Raw genomic sequence first — 26,625 nt, 5'->3', positions numbered from 1 at the left:
CCCATCCAGGGGCACAAAAAAACCAGCGTTTGCTGGTTTTTTTGTGAACTGTTAAATATTATCCTTCTATCCTTTTACTGCGCGTCAGTTTTATACCCCAAAACCACATCTATACTCTTCTCCACATACTGTCTGTCTTCCAGTCTCTGCACAGTCAGGGTAACCGTGCTGCCACCTTCCAGATAAGTCAGCTGTTTCTGCAGTTCTGTCATTGTTTTTACACTTTCGCCGTTAATGGCGGTAATAATATCCTTTGCTTTCAAATCAGATGAAGACGCCGGTCCGCCGGCCACTACTTCTGAAATCAGGATACCAGTGGGGATTCCATAATTTTCATTGAGGGCGCTGGTCACATTGCTACCGCGGATTCCCAGATAGCCCTGTTTGTCGGCCGGCAGGGATGTCTTTGTCTCCTGGTTCATCAGATTGGTAATAATCTCTTCTGCGCCTGTAATAGGAATCGCGTAACCCATGCCTTCTGCCTGGGTGCTGTTGTATTTTGCTTCATTAATGCCGATCAGCTGTCCCGCGGTATTAAACAGCCCGCCGCCGCTGTTTCCCGGATTGATGGCTGCATCCACCTGCAGCACCTGATGATCCACTCCGTTATAAGTGATAGTTCGGTCTTTTGCGCTTAAGTACCCCACTGTCAGGGACTGTCCGGTACCCATGGCGTTGCCGACCGCGATCACACCGTTTCCGATCTGCAGACTGTCCGAATCGCCTATTTCAGCAACTTTAATGGCATCTTTTGTTTCCTGGCTCAGGCTTTCCAGCGGAACCGCTATGACTGCCAGATCCATTTCCGGATCGTCTCCCTTCACGGAAGCGTCCACCTCTGTGCCATCCACAAACTGCACTTTCAGTTCAATAGAAGTGGCGGTATAACTGGTGCTTTCCTCCCCGGAAATCACATGGCTGTTGGTTACGATCAAAAGCTCAGTGTCATTCTGACCGATAATCACTCCGGAGCCTGCTCCGGATGCAGTTTGCTGCTGGGTTCCGAACACGCTCTGGGAGGTATAGAGCAGCGTATTTGTGATGGATACCACAGAAGGCATTATGCTGGCCGCCACATCCGATACATCCAGCAGGAGAACGGAACCTGTGTCAGACCCGGCAATTGTATTTCCTTTATTCAGCGCCGCCGGATTTCCGCCGCCGGAATTCTGAAGCCCTTCAGTATTCTGAGCCACCAGATTGGGAATCCAGGTTTCCGCCGCGTAGCGGATCCCCACATAGCTCCCGCCGATGACTGCCAGAATCACTGCGGCGATCAGAAGGCCCACTGCAACTCTTTTTCCTGTGCCTTTTTTCTCTTTTCTCTCTTTTTTCTTCTTCGGCTTTTTCTCAGAAGACGGCTGTGTGCTCTGCTGATATGCCGCCTGCTGGTTCTGGTAACTGCTCTGCTGCTGATAGCCGTTTCCGCCCGCCTGCTGCTGGGAATAGCTCCCCTGGTAAGGGTTCTGGCTGTATCCGCTCTGCTGGTTCTGGGTTCTCTGGTAAGTATACTGGCCATATCCAGCGTTCTGCCCCTGCCGGTTTTGATATCCTGCGCCTGTATTCATCTGCTGGCCCGCGCTGTAGCGATACTGGCCCTGATTATTCCACTGATATGCTCCTGAATTCTGCTGCGCGTTCTGTGCTCCTCCTGTTGTCTGCCCGCTTCCCGCCTGGGCGGCATAGGCCTGGGCGGTATTTGTCTGAGCCACATGCGGGACCGCTTCTGACTGCCCTGCATATGCCTGAGTATTATTTGTCTGAGCGCTTTCCGGAGCAGCTGAATCTGTATCCTGTGCTTCTCCTGACAGCCCGGACCCTCTGTCTGTCCTCATCACCGCCTCCACTGCGGCCTGAGCTGCCTGGGCATCGGCCTCCTGCGTCAGCCCCTCTGATGCGGTTTCCACTATGTCAGGCTGTTTGGGCGCCTGATTGCCCTGTTCGTTCTCATTCCAAAATTCTGCCATAAATGACACATCCTTTCTTTATCAGATCAATCCAGACAAATTGTCCTTTTCTTTGTTTCTGAATTTAGTCTATCGTTGAAATGTGATGGAATTGTGATAAATCATTTAAGAAAGTTTGAATTTAAAATTTTAAAAAAATAAGGAGGACATACAGCCGCCCGGAATCCACAGGCATGTAATTCATGCCTGAGCCCGGCGCCGCCTCATATGTCCGCCTTTTTCATTCATATGTTCTTCATTTTACTGGTTAAATCCAACATCTGCCTTGATCGCCTCAGACAGCCGCTGTACCGTGGGAGACGGCTGATAGTCTGTCTGGTTATATAAAAAACCATGCAGCGTCTTCACATCCCCCGCCAGATCCACAGGCATCAGGCAGTCTGTTCCCTGGCTGGGATAAGCCTTGTACTGGTCCGGAACCGTATACCCTTTGGCATTCATGGGAAATCCAACGGTCTCCCCGATATAAAGCTTTGAAATCAGTTTTGCCATATCCAGAACTTCATTCAGGGAGTAAGTGGTGGCCACCATAGGAAACACCTGATCCGCAATGCTGATCAGCTGGCCCAGAGAAAGGGTTTTGGCTTTTTCCAGCATCTTACCAATGATCATGCGCTGGTTGGCAGTACGCCCGGTATCATTCAGGCCCTGGTAACGGTAGCGGCACAGCGCCACGGCCTGCACGCCGTCCAGGTGCCTGGGGCTGCCGTCTCCCGGTTCAAGCTGTATGGAAGGAATCCCTGTTTCTTCCACTACGCTGGTAATATATCCTCTCAACCCTTCAATAATCTCTTCCGGAACAGTCACGTCCTCCAGCCCGCCCATCAGGTTGATGGCGGTGGCTACCGCTGCCCAGTTCACTGTCACATATTCATCTATGGTCAGATCCAGGTTCTCATTCAGCATATTGACAGAAGCCAGAGAAGTTCCCACCTGGCACATGGCGTCATTCGCCTTGCTGTAGTAGCCCAGGTCCGGCATATGCATCCAGGTGTCTCTGTAAACGCTGGCCAGCTTCACCTCGCCGGTGGCGTTGTTGATGGTACAGATGATGATCACATCATTGTTAACCCCTCTTTCCAGCTTTCCGCTTCTGGAATCAGTGCCCAGCAGCGCAATGGTGCGGTATCCCGTCTGCATCACCTCTACCTGGGAAGCATCCATGGAGGAATTCACCTTGATATCATCCTGGTCAATTTCATCATGCTGTATTTTATCCCATTTGCTGATAACATAACAGCAGCCCAGCACAATCACCAGCATCAGCACCTCTACCACGCAGATCACAATCCGGCGTATCCGGCGGTTCCGCCTGCGGCGGGCCCGCTCCTGCTCCCTGCGGCTGCCTTTGGGTTTTCTCTCCAGTTCCTGCATCCTTTTCTCCTTTTTCTAGTACGCGTTCTTGTTGATAAATCCTTTGAATACCGTAAGCACCAATATTTTAAAATCAAATCCAAGAGTCCAGTTTTCGATATAATACAAATCGCAGTCAATGCGCTTCCTGATGGAAGTATCTCCGCGGTAGCCGTTCACCTGGGCCCAGCCGGTGATTCCCGGACGGACCTGATGCTTGATCATATAGCGGGGAATTTCTTCTTTAAATTTCTCCACAAAAAACGGCCGTTCCGGTCTGGGCCCCACCAGGCTCATCTCTCCCTTCAGCACGTTGAAAAGCTGCGGGAGTTCATCTATGCTGGTTTTCCTGATAACTTTTCCCACTTTTGTCACCCTGGGATCACCGGGCGTGGTCCATTTGCTCTTTTCATCCTGGGGCTTCTGCACCTCCATAGAACGAAACTTGTACATCTTAAACGGACGGTTATGCAGCCCCACCCGTTCCTGGCAGTAGATCAGCGGGCCTTTTGAAGTGGCTTTGATCAGAACAGCCGTTACCAGCATCACCGGAGAAAATAAGATAATAGCCAGCAAAGACCCGACAATATCCATGGTCCTCTTCATCAGGCGGTTTCCCAGTCCGAGAAGGGGCACATGCCGGATATGGACCACCGGCATCCCCAGCAGGTCCTCTGTGTAGGGCTTGGTAGGAATAATGTTATTGTAATCCGGTACAAACTTCGTATGGACTCCTGATTTTTCACAGACCGTAACAATCCGCTCCAGCTTGCTGTATTCATTCAGGCTCAGCGTAATCACAATTTCATCCAGCTGATTTCCCGCCAGCAAAGGCTCCAGGTCGTTCAATGTGCCGATCACGGGAATCGTCTTATAGCAGGCGCCCTTTTCCAGCGTGTCGTCCAGAATTCCCTGAATTTTATACCCCCATTGCGGATTGGCCCACACCCTCGTGATAAACCCCTCCGCCGCCCGGCTGTAGCCCACCACCAGGATATGCTTCTGGTTAAATCCGCTTCTTCTGGCATATCGCAGCGCACAGCGCACCAGAATGCGTTCCAGCACCATTCCCGCAGTATTAATAATGGGGAACCAGGCAAACAAAATCTGGCGTGAAAAATGCTCATAGCGCAGGATATACAGAATCGCTACATGAAGCGCCAGACCCACCAGGTTTGCCTTCACAATATTGGCGATCTCCAGCCGCCGCCCCATCACCCGCTTGGGCTGATAGAGATGAAAAATTGCATACAAAGCCAGGTATACCGGAATAATATATGCCAGAAACTTAATGTAGTCCCACCAGGTCAGCGGAACGATGGGATTCGGCAGCACAACAAACTGGAATACACAGGCCAGCAAATATGCGATTGTCACTACAATTGCGTCGGCCGCCACATGAAGGCGGTTGAGCAATGTCTGCTTGTCCTTTATCACGATTTTACACCTGTATGATTGGATTTCTGTATGGTTTCCCTATTAGCATACCCTAAAACGTAAAAAAGAGCAATATGCCAATCTTAAAAAAACATTACAATTTCCTTTTCAAATATTGCCCCGTATAGGTGAACATATTTTTCACCAACTGCCATTCAATATAACAGTAATGCCCCAGATTCCCGGAGGCAAACGGCACTTTTCTGCAGTTTTTACGCGTTTTCCAGCCCTCTCTGAGGCCATTTTTGTAGTCCTCTGAAAAGCCGTTTTTCTTAAAGAACCGGCTTTTCAAAAAATATCCCAGCGCCAGAGGCAGGGCGTTCAGCACGAGCTGGCCCGCCGGCATATTTTTATAATTCAGATACACGCTGTTTCTGGCGGCCAGCCTGACTTTAAACGAATTGTATTTGGACCCGCTGGTTCCGCTGCCCACATGATACACTTTTGCGGTGGGGCAGTACCAGTTCTGGTAACCATAGATCTGCGCCCGGTAGCCAACGTCGATATCTTCCAGATAGGCAAAATGATTTTCGTCAAAATAGCCGATTTTCTCAAAAACCTCCCGCCGGTACAGAGCCGCGCCGGCGCAGGCGCTGAAAATCCTGGCAGGCTTTCCGTAGGCGCTCACCGGATGATCAATCCCCCGCTGAAATGCCCAGCCCAGAATATTGTAGGAATCGCCGGCATCGTCAATTCTGTCCCTGTGATGCAGCTGAATCATTTTGCTGCTGACTGAAAATACTTTTGGAAATCTGTCGGCAAATCTTATCAGCTCGCCCACATAATCAGGGAAAACCTCTGTATCATTGTTGAGCAGAATTACATAAGGCGTTTCGGAAGCCCTGATTCCGGCGTTCACCGCTCCTGAAAACCCGGTATTTGTCTCCATTTGTATGATCCCGGCCTCCGGGCAGTTTTTTTTCAGCCACTCCACGCTGCCGTCTTCTGACGCATTATCCACCACCAGAACGCTGAAATCCCTGCAGGTCTGGGCGGCCAGCGCCGCCATACAGGGTTCCAGAAATTTTATTCCGTTGTAATTTGGGATGATCACAGTCGCTTTTTTCATCTTTTCTCCGCCAGCCGCCTTTACCGCAATGAAAAGTCCGGCTTTTCCAGTGTAAAATTCATATTATAGTAAGGATCTCCGTTCTCCAGGATCTCATGCCAGCGCTCCCGGAACAGCCTGCTGTCCCGATGGAAAGGAGCTGTCCCGGCCTCTTCATGATACAGCTGGGCATAGGGGGTATACAGCACTCTGAGCCCCTCTTTTCCCAGCCGCAGGCAGAAATCCACATCCTGCAGCGCGGAAGGAAATTCACCGGAAAATCCCCCCATTTTTTCAAACACAGCCCGGCGCACCATCATGCAGGCGCCTGATACCGCGCTGTAATTCTGCACGGCGGCAGGGCGCATCATATACCCGGGCACATAATCCGGATAGCCATAAAATGCGTTGGCGGCAGTCCCTTCTTTTCCCAGTCCGACAATCATCCCGGCATGCTGGATGGTGTCGTCAGGAAACAGGAGCTTTCCTCCGGCGCAGCCGATATCCTCCCGCATACAAGGTCCCAGCAGTTCCGTCAGGCACTCGTCATTGCGCAGCCAGGTATCGCTGTGCAGAAACAGCAGGAAATCCCCTTTGGCTGATTCCGCCCCTGTGTTATAAGCCGCGCCGCAGCTGAAGGGCATATCTTTTTCCATGCTGACCACCCGTACCGCAGGGTACCGTTCCTGAATAAGTTCGTAGTACGCAAAGGTTTCGCTGTCCTTGCTGCCATTTTCCACCACGATAATTTCAAGGTTTTTATATTCTGAGGTTTTTAACAGCGAACGCATGCACCTGTTCAGCCGCTCCACATGATCCCGGTTGGGAATGATCGCAGAAATCAGCGGCTGGTCTTGATACATGTATTTCGTATGATACATTCCCCAGCCTTCCCCGAACTCTGCTTTTGCCGGAATCCCCAGGCGCCGGTAATGATCTGTGACCGCGCGGATTCCTGCTTCATAAGCATAGAGCTTGCTTTCCGGGTTCATTGCAGTGGAATTTTTATGACACCGCCAATGATACAGGATTTTCGGTATATGGCGAACTGTCCCTGCCAATTCTGTGCACCGGAAAATAAAGTCAAAGTCCTGGGCCCCGTCGTACTCGCTGCGGAACCCTCCAACCTTCTCCGCAATTTCTTTTTTTACCACAAAAAAATGGCAGATATAATTCTGCGTATGAAGCAGATCCTGATTGAAATCCGGCTTGAAATTCGGGTCGAAATGCTGCCTCCCCTTCATATCCACTTTATCTTCGTCTGTATAAAGCGCATCTGTATCCGGCTTCTCATTCAGCACCTTAACACACTCATAAAGTGTTTCCGGCACCAGCAGATCGTCATGATCCAGCAATCCCACATATTCCCCTTCAGCCATCTTAAAAGCCGCATTGGTATTGCCGGAGATCCCCAGGTTTTCTGCCAGCAGTTTATAGCGGATTCTCCCATCGCCTCTGGCATACTTTTTTACTGATTCCCGCAGGCTGAATTCTTCTCCGCCGCCGTCCGCCAGACAAAGCTCCCAGTTTCCATAGGTCTGATCCTGTACGGATCTGATCATCTCCCGCAGATATTTTTCCGGAGTCCGGTACAGCGGCACGATAATGCTTATTTTCGGCTGGTTCAGAAATTTCTGTTTTCTCTGCTGCTTCAATTCTTCCGGAGAAGCTTTGTGGGAGGAATACCATTTCTCATATGCCCTCCACCCTTTCTGCAGCCTGCGCTCTCTTGCCTGTTCTGCGGCAGCCCGGAACCCTTCCTTTCGGAAATCCGACCAGAACTCCGCCGCCGCGGAATACTTCCACATTTCTCTTCTGATTTTTTTCAAATCCAGGGGGATTTCCAGAGAATTCGCAGAATCCCTCAGGCGCAGAAGGCATTCCGGCTGTTTCCCAATTTCCACAGACAAGTTAAAGCCGCATTTCGCCACCTTCGCCTCACTCTGAAAAAATTCCAGCACATCCAGCCGATTGGCCCATTTTACCACAGGCTTCAGCTTCTTGTCACTCCCGTCCTCCAGTTCCAGACGGACGGGCTCATTTCGAAGGCTCAGCGCCCACCCCTGAATCACCAGCTTTTTATCCCGTACCAGCACCACATCCAGGCTGTAGCGCAGGTAGCCGCGGCTGAAGATTTCCTCCAGCTCTTCCCCTTCCCACTTGCGAATCAGGCGGCTGACTTCCCCGTCCGCCGCCCATAATTCCACGCTGGAAACCGGCTGCTCTGCTTTCACAGATGCCTGAAATCCTATGTCACCGGATTTACCTGCCGTTTTCCATCGGCTCAGCACATCCTCCCGCCGGTTTTGCTCTGTCTCACACTCCCTTTTCTCCCCGTTCACACGCATTTCCAGGCTGTACCCTCTTCCATCTTCGTAAAAAAGCCAGCCGGTCACGCAAAACAATTTTTTCATCGGGTCGTAGCGAACCGCATCGATGTTCTGCTGATATTTTAACAATTCTGTCTTCCTCTCTGTCAGTCTTGGTTATGCTCTCTCAGGGAATAATCCGCTGTCTCCAGCGAAAAATTCGGATTATAATTGGGATCTCCCTCCGCCAGGAAACGCGCCCAGCGCCTCTGAAAATACTCTGTCTCATCAGCAAAGCGCTCAATTTTTTCAGGGCTGTCGTCATCCCTGCCCCTGGACTTGGATTCATAATGGTACAGTTGGACATAAGGGTCATATACAATAAGATACCCCGCTTCACGGACCCTCAGACAGAAATCAATGTCATTAAAAGCCACTGCCAGCTCTTCCGTCAGCCCTCCCAGCTCCTCGTACAATGTTTTCCGCACCATCATGCAGGCGGCGGTCACAGCGCTCAGATCCTGCGTACAGGCAGGGCGGTTCATGTAGCCCGGCTCACCCTCCGGCAGCCCCTGGTGGATGTGATTTGCCACTCCCCCGATTCCTACCGCAACGCCGCCGTGCTGAAGGGTCCGGTCAGGATACCAGAGCCTGGCTCCCACAATACCCACCTCCGGGCGCTGGGCTATGCGCACCATCTCCCGCAGGCTCTCCGCGTCTATGAACTCCGTATCATTGTTCAGAAGCAGCAGGTACTCTCCTCTGGCCTCTGACGCGCCAAAATTATTCAGCGCGGAATAATTGAATTTCCCGTCCCCTTTCCAGGTGACGACTTTCAGGCCGGCATATTTCTTCTTTATTTTTTCATAGTAAGCAAAGGTTTCCGGTTCCACGCTGTTGTTTTCAATCACGATCACTTCCACGTTCTTGTAATCGCTTCTCTCCAGGATAGATCGCAGGCACTGGTCCAGATCCTCCCGGTTGTCCTTCGAAGGGATCAGAACAGACACCAGCGGCTCCTGCTCCAGCCCGTAAACCGTCCTGTAAATCCCCGGTGAAGCCCCATGGCTCACTTCCGCCGGAATGCCTTTTCTGGCATAATAGTCCTCCAGCACCCGGATTCCTGCGTCAAAGGCATACTGTTTGCTGTCCTGGTTCAAAGCCGTGGACGCGGGATGGGCCCGCCAATAATACAGGATTCTGGGCACATGAACGATTTTTTCGGACTGCTCCGTGCAGCGTATGATGAAATCGTAGTCCTGGGCTCCGTCATATGCGCTTTTGAAACCGCCGATCTTTTCCGCGATTTCCCGTTTGACTGTAAAGAAATGGCAGATGTAATTGTTGGACCGCAGCAGGTCCGGATTGAAATCCGGCTTGAAATGAGGGTCAAAATGATGTTTCCCCTCCATATCGATTTTATCTTCATCCGTGTAGACAATATCCGTTCCCGGATTGCTGTTGACCGCCTTCACACATTCATAGAGAGCGTCCGGCGCCAGCAGGTCGTCATGATCCAGAAGGGCCAGGAAATCTCCCCGGGCCATATCCAGGGCAGCGTTGGTATTCCCGGCAATCCCCAGGTTTTCTTCCAGCTGCACATACCGGATGCGGCTGTCCCTCTCTGAATATTCCCGCACCACAGCGCCCACACTGTTTTCTCTGCCTCCTCCGTCAGCCAGACAGAGCTCCCAGTTTCCATAGGTTTGGTCTGTCACGGACTGGATCATTTCCCGAAGATACTTCTCCGGCGTCCGGTACAGGGGCACGGCTATGCTGAATTTCGGTTCATATTCAAACTTTGCCTTTCTCTGCTCTTCCAGTTGGGATTTGGACGCCTTATGCAATGCAAACCATTTTTCATAAGTGATCGCTTCCTGGCCGGTCAGCTTCCGGTATGCCTTGTTCAGCGCCGCTTTCATCCCCCTGGCGCGGGCTTCCTTTATGAAGCGCGCCGGGTAGGAATTCAGGAGCTTCTGCTGCCTCTTGATTTTCTCTCTGTCCAGCAGAATTTTCAGCACGCTGCTGGAATCGCTAAGCACCAGGTAATAAAAAGGCTCCGCTTCTTCCGCCACTTCCAGGTTAAATCCGCACTTTAACGTGTCGATTTCCCCCTGGAACATTTCCAGCACATCCAGCCTGGAACGCCTCACCAGTTTGATGGGGACCTTTCTCCCGGTCTCGTCCTCCATCTGAATCTTCACATCCTCATTGTGGCAGCTGACTGTCCAGCCCTGCAGCAGCAGCTTTTTGCCCCGGATGCATTTAATATCCAGACAATAACGGATGCTGGGGGCATTGATCACCCTCAGCAGCTCCCGTCTTCCTTTTTTGGCAATCATCTGATGAATTCCCTCTGCCTTCACCCACAGTTCCAGGCTTTGGGCGTCTTCTCCCATATGTACAGCGAGCCTGTACCCTGACTGCCGGGGAGTTCCGTCCCCTTTCCAGAGCTTCAGCACATCCTTCCGCTCTCCCCACTGAACCTTGCAGGGAACCTTTTTGCCGTCCACCCGCGCCTCCAGCTCGTATTTTCTTCCGTCCTGAAACATCAGCCAGCCATTGACCTGCAGAATCTGCTTCAGATCGTCATAGCGCATTACATCTACATGCTGTTTATATCTCATTGCATTTTACCTCATCCGTCCGGGATCAAAGTTTATATTGATCGCAGACCTCTTCCGTCGCTCCCATCAGCTTCACTGTCCCGCCGTCCAGCCAGACCACTTTATTGCACATTTCCCGGATCTGTTCCAGGCTGTGAGAAACAAAAAGCACCGTGGTGCCCCCGCTCATCAGCTCCAGCATTCTGGCCCGGCTCTTCTTCTGGAAATTCTCATCTCCCACAGCCAGGATTTCGTCCACGATCAGGATCTCCGGTTCCACCACTGTAGCGATGGAAAAAGCCAGACGCATCAGCATGCCGGAGGAATAGTTGCGGATCGGCATCTCAATGAACTCTCCCAGCTCCGAAAACGCCAGAATTTCATCGTACCTGGCCTCCAGAAACTCTTTGGAATACCCCAGGATCGCTCCGTTCAGGAAAATATTTTCCCTTCCGCTCAGGTCGTAGTCAAAGCCTGAACCCAGCTCCAGCATGGGAACAATGTTCCCGCTGCGGACCACCCTGCCCTCAGTGGGCTTTAGGATTCCGGAGATGATTTTCAGGATCGTGCTCTTGCCCGCGCCGTTGCGGCCGATAATTCCAACCACGTCTCCCTTTTCCACCGTAAAATTCACATCCCGCAGAGCCCAGAATTCTTTGAATTTCAGCTTCCGCTTCAGCAGGGCAGTCATGAACTCTTTAATGCTGCTGATCCGGTCATTGGCCATTTTAAAACACATGGAAACATGTTCCACTCTTATCATATCCATAAAAAGGCTCCCTAAATATACAATACGAATTTATCCTGCGTTTTCCGGAATACCGCTATGCCCGCCAGGCACACCGCCACCGCTATGCCCAGACACACCGCGTAGGCTTTTGGTTCCGGGGACTGCATGTCGATTACCACTGTACGGAAGAAATTAATATAATGGTACAGCGGATTGAATATCATCAGCTTCTGCATGAAATCCGGCAGGATGGAAATAGGATAAATAATCGGGGTGGCATACATCCACGCCGTGGTCAGCACGCCCCACAGGAACTCGATATCCCGGAAAAACACCATCAGGCTGGATAAAATAAAGCCCATTCCGATAATAAACAGCATCATCGTCACCAGTCCGAAAGGCAGCATCAGCCATGCCGCGCTGGGCGCAAGCCCTGTACAGACAGAAACCAGCAAAAGAGGTATCATGGAAAGCAGGATATTGATACCCGCCGAAAGCACCTTTGTTACCGGGTATATATACTTTGGCACATAAACCTTTGTGATCAGCCCGGCATTTCCCACGATTGCCCGCATGGACTGGTTTGTGCAATCTGAAAAGCCATTGAAGAGAACAATACCGATCAGCAGATACGCGATATAATTTTCCACTGTAAAACGCATCAGTTTGGAAAACACCGCATACTGAACGATCATCATCAAAAGAGGATTCAGGAAACTCCAGAATACCCCCAGAACAGAGCGCTTATACTTTGTTTTAAAATCCCTGGAAACCAGCTGTTCGATCAGGAATTTATATCTGCACAGAGTCATCACAAAATAGGTTCCCAGACATTTCTTCCCCGACTCCAGGCACCGGACCATCCGGAACATGTACAAAACCATCAGCGCCAGCACCGCCGCCAGCACAGGGAGGTATACAAACCGCAAAGAGCTGTAGGACCTGTAACCAGTGTTGATCACATGATAAGCCTCTTCCTGTTCCACCCGTTCCGGTTCCACATGTACAAGATATTCACCGCCCTGCCCATCCAGGCGTTCGCGGATATGCAGCGTGTAAGTCTTCCCATCGTCCCCTTTATCCAGGGATTCCTTCTTTTCCAGCAGAACCCTGTTTTCCTGCAGGTCTGTTACTGTCACCCGCACGTCCTGCTCTTCCTGTTTCTGGCGCCCTGTCTTCACAAAAGTGAGCTGAATCTGGTCCAGATAATCGGCCCCCGCTGGGACAGAAAAAATCTGGTCCCCGGCGGTTCCCGCCCCCTGTACCTCTCCTTCGGCAAAAGTTTTCTGCGTCATGCCGCCAAAATCAATCTGATCCCGCGCGATCAGCAAAAACAGAACACAAAACAGCAGATATGCCCCAAGTACAGCCAGGCAGCCTTTCTGCAGTCCCTTTTTCGTCAGTTTCATAGTCTATTTTCCCCGATCATTCAAAGTGGAATGTTTCTGAAAGGCCCTTCCATTTCTGGTCTTTCTCGGAAATTATCAGATTCATCCCCTCTTCAACGGGCCACTTTACACCGATTTCAGGATCGCTCCACAGCAGCCCTCCCTCATCCCCGGGATGATAAAAATCAGTACATTTGTATGCGAACTCCGCCTCATCGCTGAGCACCAGAAATCCGTGAGCAAATCCCTCCGGAATATAAAACTGTTTCTTATTCTCCGCGGTGAGTTCTACCCCATACCACTGGCCATAGGTTTTTGAATGGGCCCGGAGATCCACCGCCACGTCAAATACAGCGCCGCGGATACAGCGCACCAGCTTTCCCTGGGGAAACTGCTTCTGAAAATGCAGGCCGCGCAGCACGCCCCTGGCGGACATGGACTGGTTGTCCTGCACAAATACCATGTCCAGTCCCTCGGCCTTAAAATCATTATAATTGTATGTCTCCACGAAATAGCCTCTTTCATCCCGGAACACTGTTGGTTCTATTACGCAGAGCCCCTCAATCGGACATCTTGTCACTGTAATCTTGCCCATTATCTGAATTCTCCTTCCATTTACCGCCGGAAAACGCCGGCAATATACTAAAGATACTATACCCGTTTCTGTCTTTTTCGTCAAGGGAAAAGACCTTTCATTTCCAGTAGCGGCTGTTCATGCTGCACCACAGCACTGCTTTTTTCGGAAGCTTTCTGTAACGTTTTCCCAGCAGGTACCCAAAATATTTCCACCCGCTGACCCAGATCAGCTGGGGCAGCAGCCAGGGTTTATGTCCCAGGAGCCAGCCTGCGGTTTTCTTCACCAGGCGCATCCCTTCTCCTTCACTTTTCAATCCGGCAAAAATTTCCGGATGATCTGCCTGGGAAACTGCCATATCAAAATTCCTGTGAAACTGCTGCAGCCCGGAGTAATTGTGGGAGTGCACCACCCTGGCGTCCGCGGCATAGACTACCGCCCTGCCGGACTGAATCACAGACGCTGCAAATATCATGTCTTCATTAAAGATCGTTTTTACCGGAAAACCGCCCAGTTCCTGATAGACCTCCCGACGGTACATGGCGCAGACATTAGAACAAAAATATGTTTTAATTCCCAGTTCTTCCAAATCTGCCTTTGTTTTTTTGCGGCTCTCCGGCGGATAATTAAACTGTCTGGTGTAACGTTCAATGGCTCCGCAGTCCGGCGCAGGCAGCTGTCTGGCATATGCAGCCCCCACCTGCGGGTCTGCAAAACAGCGGACCAGGTTCTCCACTAAATTCCTGTCCGCAGGAACAGCGTCCTGCGTCAGAAACAGCACCAGGTCGCTGCTCCCCATCCGGGCAGCCCGGTCCCTGGTCCCTCCATGGTCAAATTCCGCTGTAGTCAGATGCTTTACTGTTATATTCTCCGGCGCAGGGTACTCTGACGCCCTGTAATATGCTTCTCCTGTGTTCATCACATAGATATGTTCCACAGGATAAGTCTGTCCCGCCAGCCCTTTCAGCAGCCGGGCATATTTCTCATCCGGTTGATAGACCGGTATTACCACGTCAACTGTCTGTCTCATCTGACGCCCCCCTTTTTCTGGAAGTATGGCGGATCATCCCATAGAACACGATACACTGCAATGCCATCAAACCTGCATAGCTGGAAGCAGCCCCCCAAAATCCGGCTGTTTCTGTCAGCATTTTGGGAATGACAAGGGAGGGCAGGAATACAAACAGATATCCGAAGAAAATCAGGTACTGTCTTCTCATCACGGTCAGCACATAATACAGGATGACCGTCACCGCGGTAAACCCGCTCCCCAGCACCAGCACCAGCAGTACTCCGCGGTAGCCGCTCAGCGAATACGGAGTGAGCAGGCTCAAAACCGGAATACCCAACAGGAAAGCGCCTGCAAGAGCAGCTCCGGTAAGCAGGCTGATGCCCAGCAGCAATTTTCTGATCACGCCATAAAATTCCTTTATTCTGCCCTGGGCATATTTCAGCGCCAGAGACGTCAGCAGCGGTTTAAATATAATACCGCTCACCAGATTGATTGCCAGAGTGGGCATCATCAGCATATTATAGCTGATCGTCGCCACCTGGTTCCCTATCACCGCCTCAACAGCGTATTTGCTGCAGTTCCAGGTATAGGAACACATCAGGGAAGACAGGCAGAGCACCAGGCAGTCCTGCAGGATGGCCCGGACCTGGTCGGAAGAAAATTCCAGCTTGATCCCGGAAAAACGCTTCATCCACCGTATATCAAACAGGAAAAATCCCACGAACGCTGCCGCCGCCGTAACCGTCACCGCTGCCAGAATGTTTTTCGTCAGCGCGATTGTAATGCAGTAAGCAGCAATAACCAGCACCATCCGGTATGCCAGGGATTTTCCGGCGATATCCATTCTCTCACGCCGCTGGAACTCCCCTTCAAACACATCCCCCACACAGTCCGCAGATTTAAACAAAAACACCATCATCACAGCAATAAACATTCCCACGCCGTCAGCGGTGATAAAACCATAGACCATGCCTGCCATCAGAAACAGGGCGCAGGTGACCAGGCGGAATGAAAAATAATGGGCGAACTGATATTTAAATCGGACATCTGTTACCTGAAAAGGCCTCACTTCAAAAATTCCCAGAGGCTGCATCATCAGTGCAGTGGTGAAGGTCATCGCGAAAAATCCCGCGCTGGCCGAATCAGTCAGCCAGTTGGCAAGAGCCGTAAAAATAAACGTCACAGCCGCATAGAGGCCGCTGCCTATCATATTCCATAGAAAATCCTTTTTATTCATGTGCGTTCTCCCTGCGCCTTTCAAATCCCACCGCCCAGTACAAAATCACAGTGGACCCGATCCAGAACCATATGGTAGGATTGCTGAACCAGGTGGTAAAGAAGGACAACAGAAGATAGATCGCCACTTCCCCGTAAAGCAGAAATGCCACAGGGTTCTTTTTCAACCCGGCCAGCCAATTCAGCCAACAGGATAACACGCCCAGCAGCAGGCCGAACCCAGCAACCCCTGCCACACCGAAATCGTAATACGCGTCATAAATAACAGTGAGCGTGGTCAGGATATCTTTTGTCACATAAAGAGGAAACTGCGTATACTGCGGAATGACAAATTTCAGGCCTGTAAATGCCCATACCGGAAACAGCTGTTTTGCCCCGAAAGTAAAACCTGGCAGATGTTCCACCATATAATCAAAGTTTTCATAATTATTTGCGATATAAATATAAGGCTGGGTGACCAGCAGAGGCATGTTCTGATCCTTCATTTCCGCCATCTCATTCAGCATGGAAGCATCAAACCCGCGGAAATAGGTGAGCGCAAGATATCCGCACAAAAGCACAGCCAGCGCGCCCCCGCCCACAGCCGCCAGCTGCTTTCCCGGGATTCTTCCGTGAAATTTCAGAATCACAATGGCAGACACGCCGAAGGACATGATCAGCTGCTGCCTGGAAATGCAGAGCACCGGGATTGCCAGGGCCGCTAAATTGCAGATTGCCAGCAGCGCCGTCAGGCCTTTATCCTGCAGCGTTCTCCTGATCCCTTTCAGGCAGAGATACAGGGAAGTAAAGGGGAGCACCAGAGCGCAGCTCACTGTAAAATAATGGACTCCGGAAATATGGAACTCTGAATAGAGGTGGGGCTTGTCCATATTCACAAATACCGGAATATACCCCAGCACCGCCGCCTCCAGTAAAAAAGCCGCGGCAGATATCCCTGTTACCGCAATGATTCCTGCCAACAGCCGCCGGAGCTGCTTTTCCTGATCCCGCGCCGGACGGAGAAACTTAACTATCCGGCAAAGCCCGCCACCTGCCTTCCGGGTCCGTATTTTTCTGCCTTCCATCCAGGAGTAGCCGGCAAGGAAACAGACATGAAATAAAAAGAAACACAGCCAGGTGGTCCAGGACCAGTCTCTCTGAAGAGAGCTGAGCTTCAGGCTGGCAACCGCCTGACCGCCCACCCAGGACAGGGACAGCAGGCCGGGCATATTCACAACCTGGCCGGTCTTCAGAAAATAGTGCAGAAATAAGCCGACTGCCGCCATAAACAGCAAAAGACCGGAAGCTAAATGCTGTCCGGTTTTGCTGAAGATAATTGCGGCAAGATACAAAACGATGTAGAAAAGCAGCATTGCATTCTGTTTCAGTTTTATACCCATCCAGTCGCGCCCCCCTTATTCGCCCAGGCCATCTTCGATAATTTTAATAATCGCAGCCAGCGCTTCATTTTCATCGGGCCCGTCGCAGATAAATTCCACTTCGTCCCCGCTCTTTACACAGGCGCCTAACACACTCAGAACACTTTTCGCGTTGGCCGTCGTATTTCTGAAAGAAAACGTCACTGAAGACTGAAATTTCATCGCCTCCCTGCACAGTATCCCAGCCGGGCGCAAATGCAGCCCCGTAGGGTTCTTAACGATAATCCTCTGGCTTACCATATGATCTCCTCCATTCTGTCTGTCTTTTTCATTGGGTCTTTTTTGTTATCCGTCAGGCCGGATTGGTATGTACGGAACTGGATGTCTCTTCCGGTTCCGTTTCCGAAGCAGCGGGCGCTGTGGACGGTGTTTCAGACGAATTGCTTTCCGTTTCTGTTTCAGACGGCTCCGTGGGCTTCGTGGGATCCACCACCCGCAGCTTCAGCTTAGGCTCATTCTCCAGCTTCAGCCCTTCCGGAAGCTGTACAGAAACTGCCACATCATGCACTCCGTCTTCCAGATCGCCTATATCAGCTGTCAGAACCAGCTTGCCGGTATCAATCTGATCCAGATCAACCTGCAGGCCGGATACTTCCACTAATATCCGGCCGGATATCAGCTCATAGCGGAAATTCAGCCTGCCTCCATTCAGCCTCACCTGATCTGCGTCAATCTGCAGTGTCCTGCTCCTGACCGGTTCTATTTCAATATGGAACTTAACCATATTTTCCGATGGATCCACCAGTTCTGTTCCCACCGGCAGATAAGGCGTAATATCCACTTCGAAATCTTTGGACTCCCTGGCTCCTGTAATGTCCAGCACCTCGGGAGGGATTGTGATGGTGGAAAGCTTGGAAAGAACCGCCTGGCTGCCTTTCACCCGCAGGCTCTGAGGCGTGCTGATAATTTCGCTGCACCGATAGCCGTCCTCCGGCTCTGAAGATACCTTGTAATCCAGCGTCAGCTCTTTGATCTTCTGAACTGACATGGAGACGCCGGCCACAGTAGCCGAAATGCTGATCAGGTCTCCCTCTTCCAGGGAAATCCTGTTGTCTCCCGCATTATAGAAATAGATAGGCGCCTCCACCTGGGCATTATCAGTCAGATCCTCCACATCCAGTTCCACTCCCGCGCTGCTGATATTATCCAGCAGGCTGGCCCGGCCGCTGATCGTCACCTTTTCCGGAGTCACCAGCACCTCGTCCATGGAATACCCTTCCTGCAGGTCTCCCGCATTATAGCGCGGCAAAATTACGAACTCTTTGGATTTTATCTCTTCCAGCCTGATCTGCATGACCTCCGTACTGATCCGGCTCACCCGCACTCCGCCGGAAAAACTGGTGTTATAGCTGATCAGCACATTGCGCAGCGCTGTATCATCCAGAGAAGGATCTTTTGCCAGCTGTTTAAAGTCCACCACAGCGCTGCAGTCCTCCGACCTGATCTTGGATACTTCGCTTTTCGGCCCCTGCAGAATAAAATCCACTGTTTTCCCTTTTACAATATCATATGCCAGATTGCTGCCGGTTACCGCTTCTTCGTTGAGTATTTTCACCTTGACGTTCTTTACTGTTGTCTCTGTAACGGGATCGGATGCGTTGACCGCCAGCAGCCAGATCAGGATTGCGCCCAGTACCGAACAGATCTTCAATACCCAGTTATTGAGCAGCTTTTCTTTCATCTTTCTGCCTTCCTCTCCAAATTTTAAAACGTTTCACATCTATGGATTTCCGCTGGATAAACCGAAGTTTTGCCCGAAGAGAATCACTGTCCACATTTCTGAACAGCTCTCCGCCCACTGCCAGGGAAACATGGCCGGTCTCCTCAGATACGGCAATCGTAAGGCTGTCCGTTACCTCGCTGATGCCCAGGGCGGCTCTGTGCCGGGTCCCCAGTTCTTTGCTGATGTCCATATTATCCGACAACGGAAGGTAACAGGTAGCTGCTACAATCCGGTTCCCCCGTATAATGATCGCGCCGTCGTGAAGCGGCGTGTTATGTTCAAATATCTGTATCAGCAGCTGTACTGTTACCAGGGCGTCCAATGGGATCCCGGTATTTTCATACTCACCCAAAGGGGTTTCCTGCTCGATTACAATCAGAGCGCCGGTTTTCACGCGCCCCATCTCATAACAGGCCCGCACAATGGCTTCCACTGTCTGGTCGCTGAACCGCTCGTTCAGGTTTTTTCCGTCATCTGCTGTAAAGAATCCGCTGATCAGATTTTTTCTTCCCAGCTGTTCCAAAGCCCGGCGAATCTCCGGCTGAAACAGCACCACCAGCGTGATAATTCCAAGGTTCAGAATTTTAGAAAGCAGAAACTGGATGGTATCCAGATGGAAAATTGCCGCCAGAAAAAAGAACACCGCAAGCACCAGCACGCCCTTGAGAAGGACCCAGGCCTTTGTCTTTTGAATCCAGAGCAGAACATAGTAAACCGCAAACGCCAGAATCACGATCTCTATGACATCGGTGACGCTGATCCGCGGCCAAAACCATTTTGACTGGAAAAATCTGATAAAGTTCTGATAAAATTCCACGTTATCCTCCCTGCCTTTTATCCCCTACTTCTGCTCTGTCCGCTGCCTGTCCTGCTCCCTTCCTTCTCCGGACTGGGTGTGCACGATTTTACGGGCGTTAATCTTCTGTATCCGTACGTCCGGCACGCTCACAGAAAGCTTTGGCACTGCTTTCACATAATAGTAATAGTCATCGTCTTCAAACTGCACATACTCCGTCCCCTGATAATCCACAGTCAGCATCATAAAATGAGCCGCCGCCCCCAAAACCAGCGCTACCGCAGCGCTGATAAACACATCCTGGATGCGCACTGAAATATCGAAAACAAGATTCCCGGTCAGGGTCACCACCAGAAACGCCAATATCCCCAAAATGCAGGCAACCACCCAGGAATAGCTTACAGAAAGCCTCCTGATGATATAAACCACCAAAACCGTCAGCGCAATCGCAGCGGCAAACAGGATCAGATACTGGTTCTGAACTAGTCCGTTCAGCACCTGCGTCAGCTTCTGCATGGAGTTGGCGTCCGCGGCAACAGCGTTCAGCATGGAATAATTGCGCAGGACAGCCTCCCCCAACTGATGCAGCACCAGCCCAAAAACCATGGGAATGACCGCCAGCGGTGAAAAAGCCAGTCCGGCAACCAGAACCAAAGCGCCTGGCACATGAAGATAGCAGGCGATCAGCGTGAGCACCATCAGCCAGCCGTTCCCAGGCTTAAAGCTGAAGTACAGCAAAAACATCAGAACCAGAACCGCCCCTGCCACAAGCAGCACCTCTGTGGAAACTGCCGACAGATGAATCAGAATATAAATTCCCACAGCGGCAGCCGAAGCACCCGCAGGCAAAAACGCACACAGCAACGCAGCCGCAGCCGCAATAACAGGGTTTCGCAGCAGCGGCACATAGCCCAGATTCTGGTTGATCAGAAGCAGCGCTGTCAGCGTCACCGCAAATTTCAGCACTGCCAGAATATACAAATCATATTTACTATAAAAGGTTCTCAGGCGTTCCCTCAGAACCAGCAAACTCATCATCAGATTTTTTTCCTCCTGCCGGCTTTTTTGTCTTTTCCTCAGTCTCATACAGATGATACAGGCGCTTCAGCAACAGCCCGTAGCGTCTGTTTTTATCTCTGCTGCGGTCATATTTTCTGCTGTAAAAAAAGTATGCGGCCATTAGATAAGCCGCCACCAGCAGCAGCGCCAGCCCGCATACGGCCGCGAATACCAGCAGCAGCGTATGAAGCTTCATTTCATCCAAAAAGGATTCCGGCTGGTAAAAAAACCACAATGCCGCCAGAATCAGAGCAGCTACAGCCGACATAATGGCTGTCTTCAGCATTTGTAGGAATACATAATCCTTCTTTCTGTACTTGCCTACAGAAAGAGCATCTTTTTCTTCTTTCTTTTCGTAAACCGCAGCCTTGACCATCAGCTTGATTCTGTCTTCCCGGACCACAATATCCCCTTTCTTATTACCAGAAGATATTAGAAGTATACCATATTTTCAGGCAGGATAATAGGATAAATTTCATTTTTTCTTGTAAAAATAATGTTTATTCCGTTTTTTCCTCCTGAGGCTCTTCCGTTTTCTTCTGAATCATCACTTTGTACTGATCGCCCTTCCAGTAATCATCCAGCCGCAGCGGCATATTTTCCATCATTCTGTTCATCCGCATATAAATATTGTAAAGGCCCTGCTGCGCACTGTTGACTTCCTTCATATAGTGCTCTATTTTGTGCTTCGCAGCCATCAGCTGAATTCCTTTGGCTTCCAGCTCGGAATTCACTTTGGAAACGATTTCTTCCCGCTGCTTCTCAGCCTCAGCAACCGCTTCTTTCAGCATTGCTTCTCTTTCCTTTTCCCCATCTTCCCGGATCAGATCCGCATTCCTGTAGGCGTCCTCCAGTACTTTTGCAATGGTTTCCCTGTCCAGAATCTCCTGCTCTTTTTCCTCGCGCAGCTGTTCTGCCTCCGCCTCCAGCTTGAGCAAACGTTTCTCCGCCTCTTCCAGCTGTTTTTCCAGCCGGCGGTTTTCTGTTTCAAGCTCTGCCAGTTCCTGCTGCGCTCTCTCGTCGGCAGGATCTTCTCTTTGTTTTTTCAGTTCTTCCTCCAGAAGTGTATGTTCCTCGGCGCTCTTATCCAGCGCTCTTTGCAGCTGTGCCGCCTCTTCTTCCTTCCGTAAAACAGCAGAACGCAGGCTTTCAGCCTCTGATGCTTTTTTCTCCAGCTCCCCTTTTAAAGCCTCCAGCTCTTCACTCTCTGCTGCGGCAGTTTTTCCCTCTTCTATCTTTCGCAGCAGCTCATTCTTTTCCTTCTGATGGAGAACCTTTATTGCTTCTATTTCATTTTCCAGGGTTTTCATATATTCCTGGACATCTTCTTTGTTAAAACCTCCAAACAGCGCCACGCGGAACAAATCGTTTTTCGCCATTTCGCTCCCTCCTCATTCTCCTTCGTAAGTATAAATTATCTGGACACCGTCCAGCTCCTCACAGTCCATTGCCAATGCAATCTCCTGTTCCTGGTCCGGATCTGTAACCCTGATCCCAATCCTGTATCCCTGCCGGAAATCATCGCCAAAAGGAATATCCGCCTCAGAGACCAGTTCCTCTCCGGGAGCCAGGCGGGACAAATCTATTTCCATACTCTCCCAGTATTCCAATTCTCCTGCCTGATTATACACATACATTGTGACCGGCCAATCCCAGTACAGGGGAGCCTGGCCAGTATTCCTCCAGGTAAACTGCACATGGAGATTCCCGCTTCCAAATGAATATCTGGTATTCATCTCTGAAATATAAAATCTGTATCCCAGATTCTGGCGTATGTCACGGGCGCCTGCTGACTGCGCCATGTCGCCCTCCGGACACTTGGGGCCGATAAAGGTCATATGGGACCGTTTCACCAAATCCCGCGTCTCTTCCAGGCGGTCTCCCAGCAGCTCTTCCATGGAATAAGCGCTGGTGAATTCTCCTCCCACCGGGGCTGTATTCCAGAACTCCTCCAGCGGCCGGTATTCCAGGGGAAGGCCCGCTGTTTCAAAACTTCCTCCGTTTTTCATCCAGTCCAGCCATTCCTCCGTATCTTCTTTATGCCCTGTCATATCATTATATAACCCCAGGCCGCCCTCTGCAACCATAATATAATTCCTGCGCATCAGCAGCCTGGCGTTATGAAACTGGTCAGAATAATCCAGCACATACTGCCAGCAGATATCAGCTCCGGGCAAAGCAGGGACCCCTTCTGAGGTATTCGTGTGCCATTCTCCCCAATGCCCCAGGCTGCCCAGCTCCACATAGGCTGCAAAATCATCCTGATTACAGTATTCGGCCAGGGCTTCCATGGCCATTCTGTGGCGTTCCCGGAAAAAACTGTCTCCATAGTCAGGAGAATAGCCAGATCCATATGACGTATTGTAGAACTCTCCATCTTTTGTCTTTTGGTACAGCCACTCAGGGATATCCTTGTGGCCTTCTTCTCCCGGCACATCGCATAGGAAACGGATCACTGCATTTTTATTCTCTTCTTTCCACTTTCGGATATGATATTTTTCTTCCAGAGCCTCCACCGCATACTCATCCTGACGCGGTTCCCATTCCGCCCAAGTGATTCCGATGTATACCAGCTGCCGGTCAGCACATTCTTCTAATGATTCAGCCGGAGGCGCATACCCGGTCAGCGGGTTGAACAGTTCTTTCCCAGACTCCTTAAATTCTATTGTCTGATTCAGCTTATAACGAAACGGCAGTATATAAAACAGCAGGCACGCAATTGCTGTTCCAAGTACAGCGATCATCACATAAGGCACAATAGAACTCCTTTTTTTATCCATGATACTCTCCATTATATTGAATGAGGGTTACATCTTTTACCCCCTCCACCGCCTGGATATTTTCCATGAACAGCGTATTGCTGTTCCGGCAGAGCAGTTCCATGGTCAGCTCCGTCTGGTCCCCGCGGATGGTCTTAGATTTCAGCTGGTATTTCATCTTTCCAAGGGAACGCAGGATTTCATCCCCTGCCAGCCCGGATTCATAATGCACCACCATGATATAGATCACGCCCTTTTTTCTGCGGTTATAGAACAGATGCACTACAAACAACATGACCAGCATGGTCACTGCGGCCAGCACATAGATCCCCGCGCCCAGCGTAATCCCGATGGAAATAGACCAGAACAAGTACAGCAGATCCATGGGGTCTTTAATCGCTGTCCGGTACCGGACGATGGACAGAGCGCCCACCATACCAAGAGAGATTACAATATTGCTGCTGATGGCCAGAGTCAGCATACAGCTGAGGACTGTCATGCCCACCAGCGTGGTAGCAAAGGACCTGGAAAAAACCACGCCGCCAAAATAGTGCCCGTATATTTTATAAATCAAAATGCCCAGGATCACTGCCAGCGCCATGGCAACCACAGCTTTTACTACAAAATCTGCGGTCAGCCCCTGGCTGCTGGTAAAGGTCTCCCAAACCGATTTTTTAAAATAATCCTCAAAATTCATCGTGTTCCCCTCCTGTTTGTCTTAGATATGCCGGCCATCACATCTGTCAGGTGATGGGCGCGTTCATAGCAAAGTGTATATTTAGATATTGCTGAAAATTCCTGTCCGTCCACAGGCAGCAGCTCCTTAATGAGCTGCGGGATCATCTCCGTAAATTTCACTTCCAGTACCAGCGTTCCCGGCTCCAATGTGGCAAGCGTCGGGAGATCCGGATCAAAGATATCCCAACCGCAAACTGCGGCCCGCACGTCGCTGTCAAAAGTGATGCGCACATCCCCTTCCCTGCGGATCAGCGGCTCCCTCTCGTAATCCACAATTACCTTCGGCCGCTGCAGGTTCACCACACATTCATAGTAAAATTCCTGGCAGAGCGGGTTTTTATGGTGCAGCAAAAAACCGTAATCCCCCTCCAGAATGCGGTCAAATTCTTCTCTGGTCAGGGATGCTGAATCCTTATGGATATAGCTGGTCCACTTTTTCTTTCGTTCCAGCTTGATCCTGCTGTCACTGTAGTTATAGATTCTGATCCTCCATTTTTTCCGGTCCGCCACGCCCATCATTTTCTCTTCATAAGCCGAATTCCAGTAATCGTCAGAATAGAGGCTGCGGATCATATATTTTCCGTCCTGCGCAAAGGGGTCCCGCTCCATAAAAGGCAGAAGCCGCTGTTTCAGCAGCTCTGCTTCCCACAGAGAAATAAAATATTTCCATTCATTCCTGTACTGCGGGGTTTTCTGAAAAGCTCCCGGCATTTCAATCACCTTCTTCATATTCGGAAACCGCTATCGTTCCGTCTTCCAGCACATAGAAGCACAAGGTGCCGGAAACGATGCTCCCGGATTCCGCGATGTAATATTCATATGCATCCTGGAAAGCCCCCTGTGGGGTCCCGGAACGAACCCTCAGGAAATACTTTCCCGCAGGAAGCATATCCACTGTCAGTTCTTCCGCCCCCGTCACTGTCTCGTTCCTCAAATACTCCCGAAACATAAAATCGGACGACAGTTCCACGGAGTAGGAGACCTCCCCCTCCTGGAACATCCAGGACGGCTCCCAGCGCAGTCTCAATACCCCGTCCGATGTTTCAGGAGCAAGAATATGAAAAGGCCAGGGTTCTTCCATGCTGTCCAGAAAGCTCTGATAATTTTTTTCAATCTCACCGGAAATACCGCCCGCCAGAATCTCGTAATTTTCTCTTGTCAGCCTGGCATAAATTTTATCTGGCATCCCATAGACATATCCCGGTACTCATCTGCTTTTTCCTGTACCTTTTGAGCCGTCAGATAATTGTCTTTCAGGTCTTCCACTACCCCGCGGAATTCTTCCCGGCAGGCCGGGTCCTGAAAAATGCGGCTGTACAGTGAGGCGCTGATATAGGTAAAAATTCCGTGATTCCAGGAACTGTCATAGTTTTCATCCCGCAGTTTTCTATACGCTTCGTCAAAAGACGCTGAATTATTCCAGGAAATCAGATACCATTTGTCCACTGTCTGCGGACTGTACAGATAATAGTTCTCTGTTTCCACGTCTTTATTTCCCATCAGCATATGGAATCCCATCCAGTAGTAGAGATTCCCCCGGTCGAAATAAGTGTCCAGTACCTGGCCGATGGAAACGGACGGGTCGTTGACTGCCTGCAGCAGGCGCAGCAGCTTTGTATGGTCCTCATTTCCTTTTATCTCCAGATACTGCTCAAAATCCGCCTGGACAAAGGACGGGTCCGTGGCTGCTTTGATGCTGTCCTCATGAGGCCTCCAGTCAAAGTTCTCCGCCTGATACAGCTGGCCGTCATTATCAAAACCGTGATTTTTCAGGTACGTCTTATTGATCTGCTCCACCTGGGTGAACAGCCCGTAGTCCTGAAACAGGCCGTCCGCCCCTTCTGTCTTATCTTTTACATAGAGATGAACAAATCTGGTCCGGGCGCTGATCATGGCCGGGATTTCTTCCATCAGGGAATATGCCAGTTTATTGGTAAAGCGCAGCGGGTCCGTCAGATGCTTGTTCAGCACCACCGCTTTCTGGCTCTCCCACTTCCCCTTGCCCTCCAGAATATTAATCCGGTAGCTCTTCTGCTGCTGCCGGGAAGCTCCTGTCCCCCGCACCTGCACAGTAGCGTTTGCAGCCAGCTCTCCATACCCGAATTCGCCCGATATGGGGCCGTTTTCATCCCCCACCTGGAGCACGGCTTCACACTTATAGGGGGATAGTTGATTTTCATTAAAATATTCCAGAGAATAGCTGTTTATCTGGTCCCAGGTATAATTCGTCCCTTCTGACTCACTGCCTTTTCCCACGGTAAGGTACATGGTAATGACGCCGGTATCCTCCTCTTCATACAGAGAGTCCTTATCCCTGAGCTGATATGTACTGTCCAGCGCCGGTTCCTTTTCGTAGGTTTCGTCCGGGCTTACCAGATTTCCTGAGCCTGTTCCACCGGCGCTGCAGCCGGCCAGAACCGTGGCCGCCAGCCCTGCAATCAGGCATTTTGCCCACAAACTATCTTTCATTCG

General features: G+C 50.7%; 23 protein-coding genes. All 23 read right to left on the bottom strand.

Features of this window, described 5'->3' with window-relative positions:
• Positions 1-74: 74 nt before the first annotated feature.
• On the bottom strand, positions 75-1,967 hold the full coding sequence (locus EV209_RS14595) for a S1C family serine protease (RefSeq protein WP_130436207.1): 1,893 nt from the start codon (positions 1,965-1,967) through the stop codon (positions 75-77).
• Between the two features lie 240 nt (positions 1,968-2,207).
• Positions 2,208-3,341 carry an LCP family protein gene (locus EV209_RS14590; RefSeq protein ID WP_130436206.1) on the bottom strand — a complete coding sequence of 378 codons (1,134 nt, stop codon included), beginning with the start codon at positions 3,339-3,341 and terminating at the stop codon, positions 2,208-2,210.
• Positions 3,342-3,356: 15 nt separating this feature from the next.
• A complete protein-coding gene (locus EV209_RS14585) occupies positions 3,357-4,757 on the bottom strand; it encodes an undecaprenyl-phosphate glucose phosphotransferase (protein ID WP_130436205.1) in 1,401 nt (466 codons plus the stop codon).
• Positions 4,758-4,851: 94 nt separating this feature from the next.
• Entirely contained in the window at positions 4,852-5,826 is a 975-nt protein-coding gene (locus EV209_RS14580) for a glycosyltransferase family 2 protein (RefSeq protein ID WP_130436204.1), read from the bottom strand.
• A 20-nt stretch (positions 5,827-5,846) separates the two neighbouring features.
• On the bottom strand, positions 5,847-8,264 hold the full coding sequence (locus EV209_RS14575; protein ID WP_130436203.1) for a glycosyltransferase family 2 protein: 2,418 nt from the start codon (positions 8,262-8,264) through the stop codon (positions 5,847-5,849).
• Between the two features lie 17 nt (positions 8,265-8,281).
• Positions 8,282-10,741 carry a glycosyltransferase family 2 protein gene (locus EV209_RS14570; protein ID WP_130436202.1) on the bottom strand — a complete coding sequence of 820 codons (2,460 nt, stop codon included), beginning with the start codon at positions 10,739-10,741 and terminating at the stop codon, positions 8,282-8,284.
• A 25-nt stretch (positions 10,742-10,766) separates the two neighbouring features.
• A complete protein-coding gene (locus EV209_RS14565) occupies positions 10,767-11,483 on the bottom strand; it encodes an ABC transporter ATP-binding protein (RefSeq protein WP_130436270.1) in 717 nt (238 codons plus the stop codon).
• 17 nt (positions 11,484-11,500) lie between these two features.
• Positions 11,501-12,859, bottom strand: coding sequence for an ABC transporter permease (locus EV209_RS16510; RefSeq protein WP_207220617.1), 1,359 nt, complete (start codon positions 12,857-12,859; stop codon positions 11,501-11,503).
• Between the two features lie 16 nt (positions 12,860-12,875).
• Positions 12,876-13,433: a dTDP-4-dehydrorhamnose 3,5-epimerase gene (gene rfbC, locus EV209_RS14555; protein ID WP_130436201.1), complete on the bottom strand. Its 558-nt coding sequence runs from the start codon at positions 13,431-13,433 to the stop codon at positions 12,876-12,878.
• Positions 13,434-13,530: 97 nt separating this feature from the next.
• On the bottom strand, positions 13,531-14,442 hold the full coding sequence (locus EV209_RS14550) for a glycosyltransferase family 2 protein (RefSeq protein ID WP_130436200.1): 912 nt from the start codon (positions 14,440-14,442) through the stop codon (positions 13,531-13,533).
• Positions 14,426-15,661, bottom strand: coding sequence for a lipopolysaccharide biosynthesis protein (locus EV209_RS14545; protein WP_130436199.1), 1,236 nt, complete (start codon positions 15,659-15,661; stop codon positions 14,426-14,428). The genes EV209_RS14550 and EV209_RS14545 overlap by 17 nt, the downstream gene beginning before the upstream one ends.
• Complete coding sequence (locus EV209_RS14540; protein ID WP_130436198.1) at positions 15,654-17,039, bottom strand: O-antigen polymerase; 1,386 nt, start codon at positions 17,037-17,039, stop codon at positions 15,654-15,656. The genes EV209_RS14545 and EV209_RS14540 overlap by 8 nt, the downstream gene beginning before the upstream one ends.
• A 15-nt stretch (positions 17,040-17,054) precedes the next feature.
• On the bottom strand, positions 17,055-17,318 hold the full coding sequence (locus EV209_RS14535) for an HPr family phosphocarrier protein (RefSeq protein ID WP_130436197.1): 264 nt from the start codon (positions 17,316-17,318) through the stop codon (positions 17,055-17,057).
• A 52-nt stretch (positions 17,319-17,370) separates the two neighbouring features.
• Positions 17,371-18,759 (bottom strand): CdaR family protein, encoded by a 1,389-nt coding sequence (locus tag EV209_RS14530; RefSeq protein ID WP_130436196.1) that lies wholly within the window; start codon positions 18,757-18,759, stop codon positions 17,371-17,373.
• Complete coding sequence (cdaA, locus tag EV209_RS14525) at positions 18,737-19,618, bottom strand: diadenylate cyclase CdaA (protein ID WP_130436195.1); 882 nt, start codon at positions 19,616-19,618, stop codon at positions 18,737-18,739. The genes EV209_RS14530 and cdaA overlap by 23 nt, the downstream gene beginning before the upstream one ends.
• Positions 19,619-19,642: 24 nt before the next feature.
• On the bottom strand, positions 19,643-20,635 hold the full coding sequence (locus tag EV209_RS14520) for an ABC transporter permease (RefSeq protein WP_130436194.1): 993 nt from the start codon (positions 20,633-20,635) through the stop codon (positions 19,643-19,645).
• Positions 20,589-21,059, bottom strand: coding sequence for a hypothetical protein (locus EV209_RS14515; RefSeq protein ID WP_130436193.1), 471 nt, complete (start codon positions 21,057-21,059; stop codon positions 20,589-20,591). The genes EV209_RS14520 and EV209_RS14515 overlap by 47 nt, the downstream gene beginning before the upstream one ends.
• Before the next feature lie 97 nt (positions 21,060-21,156).
• Entirely contained in the window at positions 21,157-22,035 is an 879-nt protein-coding gene (locus EV209_RS14510) for a coiled-coil domain-containing protein (protein ID WP_130436192.1), read from the bottom strand.
• Between the two features lie 12 nt (positions 22,036-22,047).
• Positions 22,048-23,436, bottom strand: coding sequence for a DUF4832 domain-containing protein (locus tag EV209_RS14505; protein ID WP_165388946.1), 1,389 nt, complete (start codon positions 23,434-23,436; stop codon positions 22,048-22,050).
• Positions 23,429-24,112, bottom strand: coding sequence for a DUF4956 domain-containing protein (locus EV209_RS14500; protein ID WP_130436190.1), 684 nt, complete (start codon positions 24,110-24,112; stop codon positions 23,429-23,431). The genes EV209_RS14505 and EV209_RS14500 overlap by 8 nt, the downstream gene beginning before the upstream one ends.
• On the bottom strand, positions 24,109-24,882 hold the full coding sequence (locus EV209_RS14495) for a polyphosphate polymerase domain-containing protein (protein ID WP_243647605.1): 774 nt from the start codon (positions 24,880-24,882) through the stop codon (positions 24,109-24,111). The genes EV209_RS14500 and EV209_RS14495 overlap by 4 nt, the downstream gene beginning before the upstream one ends.
• Entirely contained in the window at positions 24,866-25,339 is a 474-nt protein-coding gene (locus EV209_RS14490; protein ID WP_130436189.1) for a hypothetical protein, read from the bottom strand. The genes EV209_RS14495 and EV209_RS14490 overlap by 17 nt, the downstream gene beginning before the upstream one ends.
• Positions 25,312-26,622, bottom strand: a complete 1,311-nt coding sequence (locus EV209_RS14485; protein WP_165388945.1) for a CotH kinase family protein — start codon at positions 26,620-26,622, stop codon at positions 25,312-25,314. Before EV209_RS14485 ends, EV209_RS14490 begins: the two co-directional genes overlap by 28 nt.
• Positions 26,623-26,625: the final 3 nt, after the last annotated feature.

Source organism: Cuneatibacter caecimuris, from assembly GCF_004216775.1.
Classification (GTDB): Bacteria; Bacillota; Clostridia; order Lachnospirales; family Lachnospiraceae; genus Cuneatibacter; species Cuneatibacter caecimuris.
This window is presented reverse-complemented; position numbering and strand designations above follow the sequence as displayed.

Excerpts from the sequence above, each read along its gene's own strand:
- EV209_RS14595 (WP_130436207.1), bottom strand. The coding sequence starts at position 1,967 with ATGGCAGAATTTTGGAATGAGAACGAACAGGGCAATCAGGCGCCCAAA.
- EV209_RS14590 (WP_130436206.1), bottom strand. The coding sequence starts at position 3,341 with ATGCAGGAACTGGAGAGAAAACCCAAAGGCAGCCGCAGGGAGCAGGAG.
- EV209_RS14580 (WP_130436204.1), bottom strand. The coding sequence starts at position 5,826 with ATGAAAAAAGCGACTGTGATCATCCCAAATTACAACGGAATAAAATTT.
- EV209_RS14570 (WP_130436202.1), bottom strand. The coding sequence starts at position 10,741 with ATGAGATATAAACAGCATGTAGATGTAATGCGCTATGACGATCTGAAG.
- EV209_RS14565 (WP_130436270.1), bottom strand. The coding sequence starts at position 11,483 with ATGATAAGAGTGGAACATGTTTCCATGTGTTTTAAAATGGCCAATGAC.
- EV209_RS16510 (WP_207220617.1), bottom strand. The coding sequence starts at position 12,859 with ATGAAACTGACGAAAAAGGGACTGCAGAAAGGCTGCCTGGCTGTACTT.
- rfbC (WP_130436201.1), bottom strand. The coding sequence starts at position 13,433 with ATGGGCAAGATTACAGTGACAAGATGTCCGATTGAGGGGCTCTGCGTA.
- EV209_RS14550 (WP_130436200.1), bottom strand. The coding sequence starts at position 14,442 with ATGAGACAGACAGTTGACGTGGTAATACCGGTCTATCAACCGGATGAG.
- EV209_RS14545 (WP_130436199.1), bottom strand. The coding sequence starts at position 15,661 with ATGAATAAAAAGGATTTTCTATGGAATATGATAGGCAGCGGCCTCTAT.
- EV209_RS14540 (WP_130436198.1), bottom strand. The coding sequence starts at position 17,039 with ATGGGTATAAAACTGAAACAGAATGCAATGCTGCTTTTCTACATCGTT.
- EV209_RS14535 (WP_130436197.1), bottom strand. The coding sequence starts at position 17,318 with ATGGTAAGCCAGAGGATTATCGTTAAGAACCCTACGGGGCTGCATTTG.
- EV209_RS14530 (WP_130436196.1), bottom strand. The coding sequence starts at position 18,759 with ATGAAAGAAAAGCTGCTCAATAACTGGGTATTGAAGATCTGTTCGGTA.
- EV209_RS14520 (WP_130436194.1), bottom strand. The coding sequence starts at position 20,635 with ATGATGAGTTTGCTGGTTCTGAGGGAACGCCTGAGAACCTTTTATAGT.
- EV209_RS14510 (WP_130436192.1), bottom strand. The coding sequence starts at position 22,035 with ATGGCGAAAAACGATTTGTTCCGCGTGGCGCTGTTTGGAGGTTTTAAC.
- EV209_RS14505 (WP_165388946.1), bottom strand. The coding sequence starts at position 23,436 with ATGGATAAAAAAAGGAGTTCTATTGTGCCTTATGTGATGATCGCTGTA.
- EV209_RS14500 (WP_130436190.1), bottom strand. The coding sequence starts at position 24,112 with ATGAATTTTGAGGATTATTTTAAAAAATCGGTTTGGGAGACCTTTACC.
- EV209_RS14495 (WP_243647605.1), bottom strand. The coding sequence starts at position 24,882 with ATGAAGAAGGTGATTGAAATGCCGGGAGCTTTTCAGAAAACCCCGCAG.
- EV209_RS14490 (WP_130436189.1), bottom strand. The coding sequence starts at position 25,339 with ATGCCAGATAAAATTTATGCCAGGCTGACAAGAGAAAATTACGAGATT.
- EV209_RS14485 (WP_165388945.1), bottom strand. The coding sequence starts at position 26,622 with ATGAAAGATAGTTTGTGGGCAAAATGCCTGATTGCAGGGCTGGCGGCC.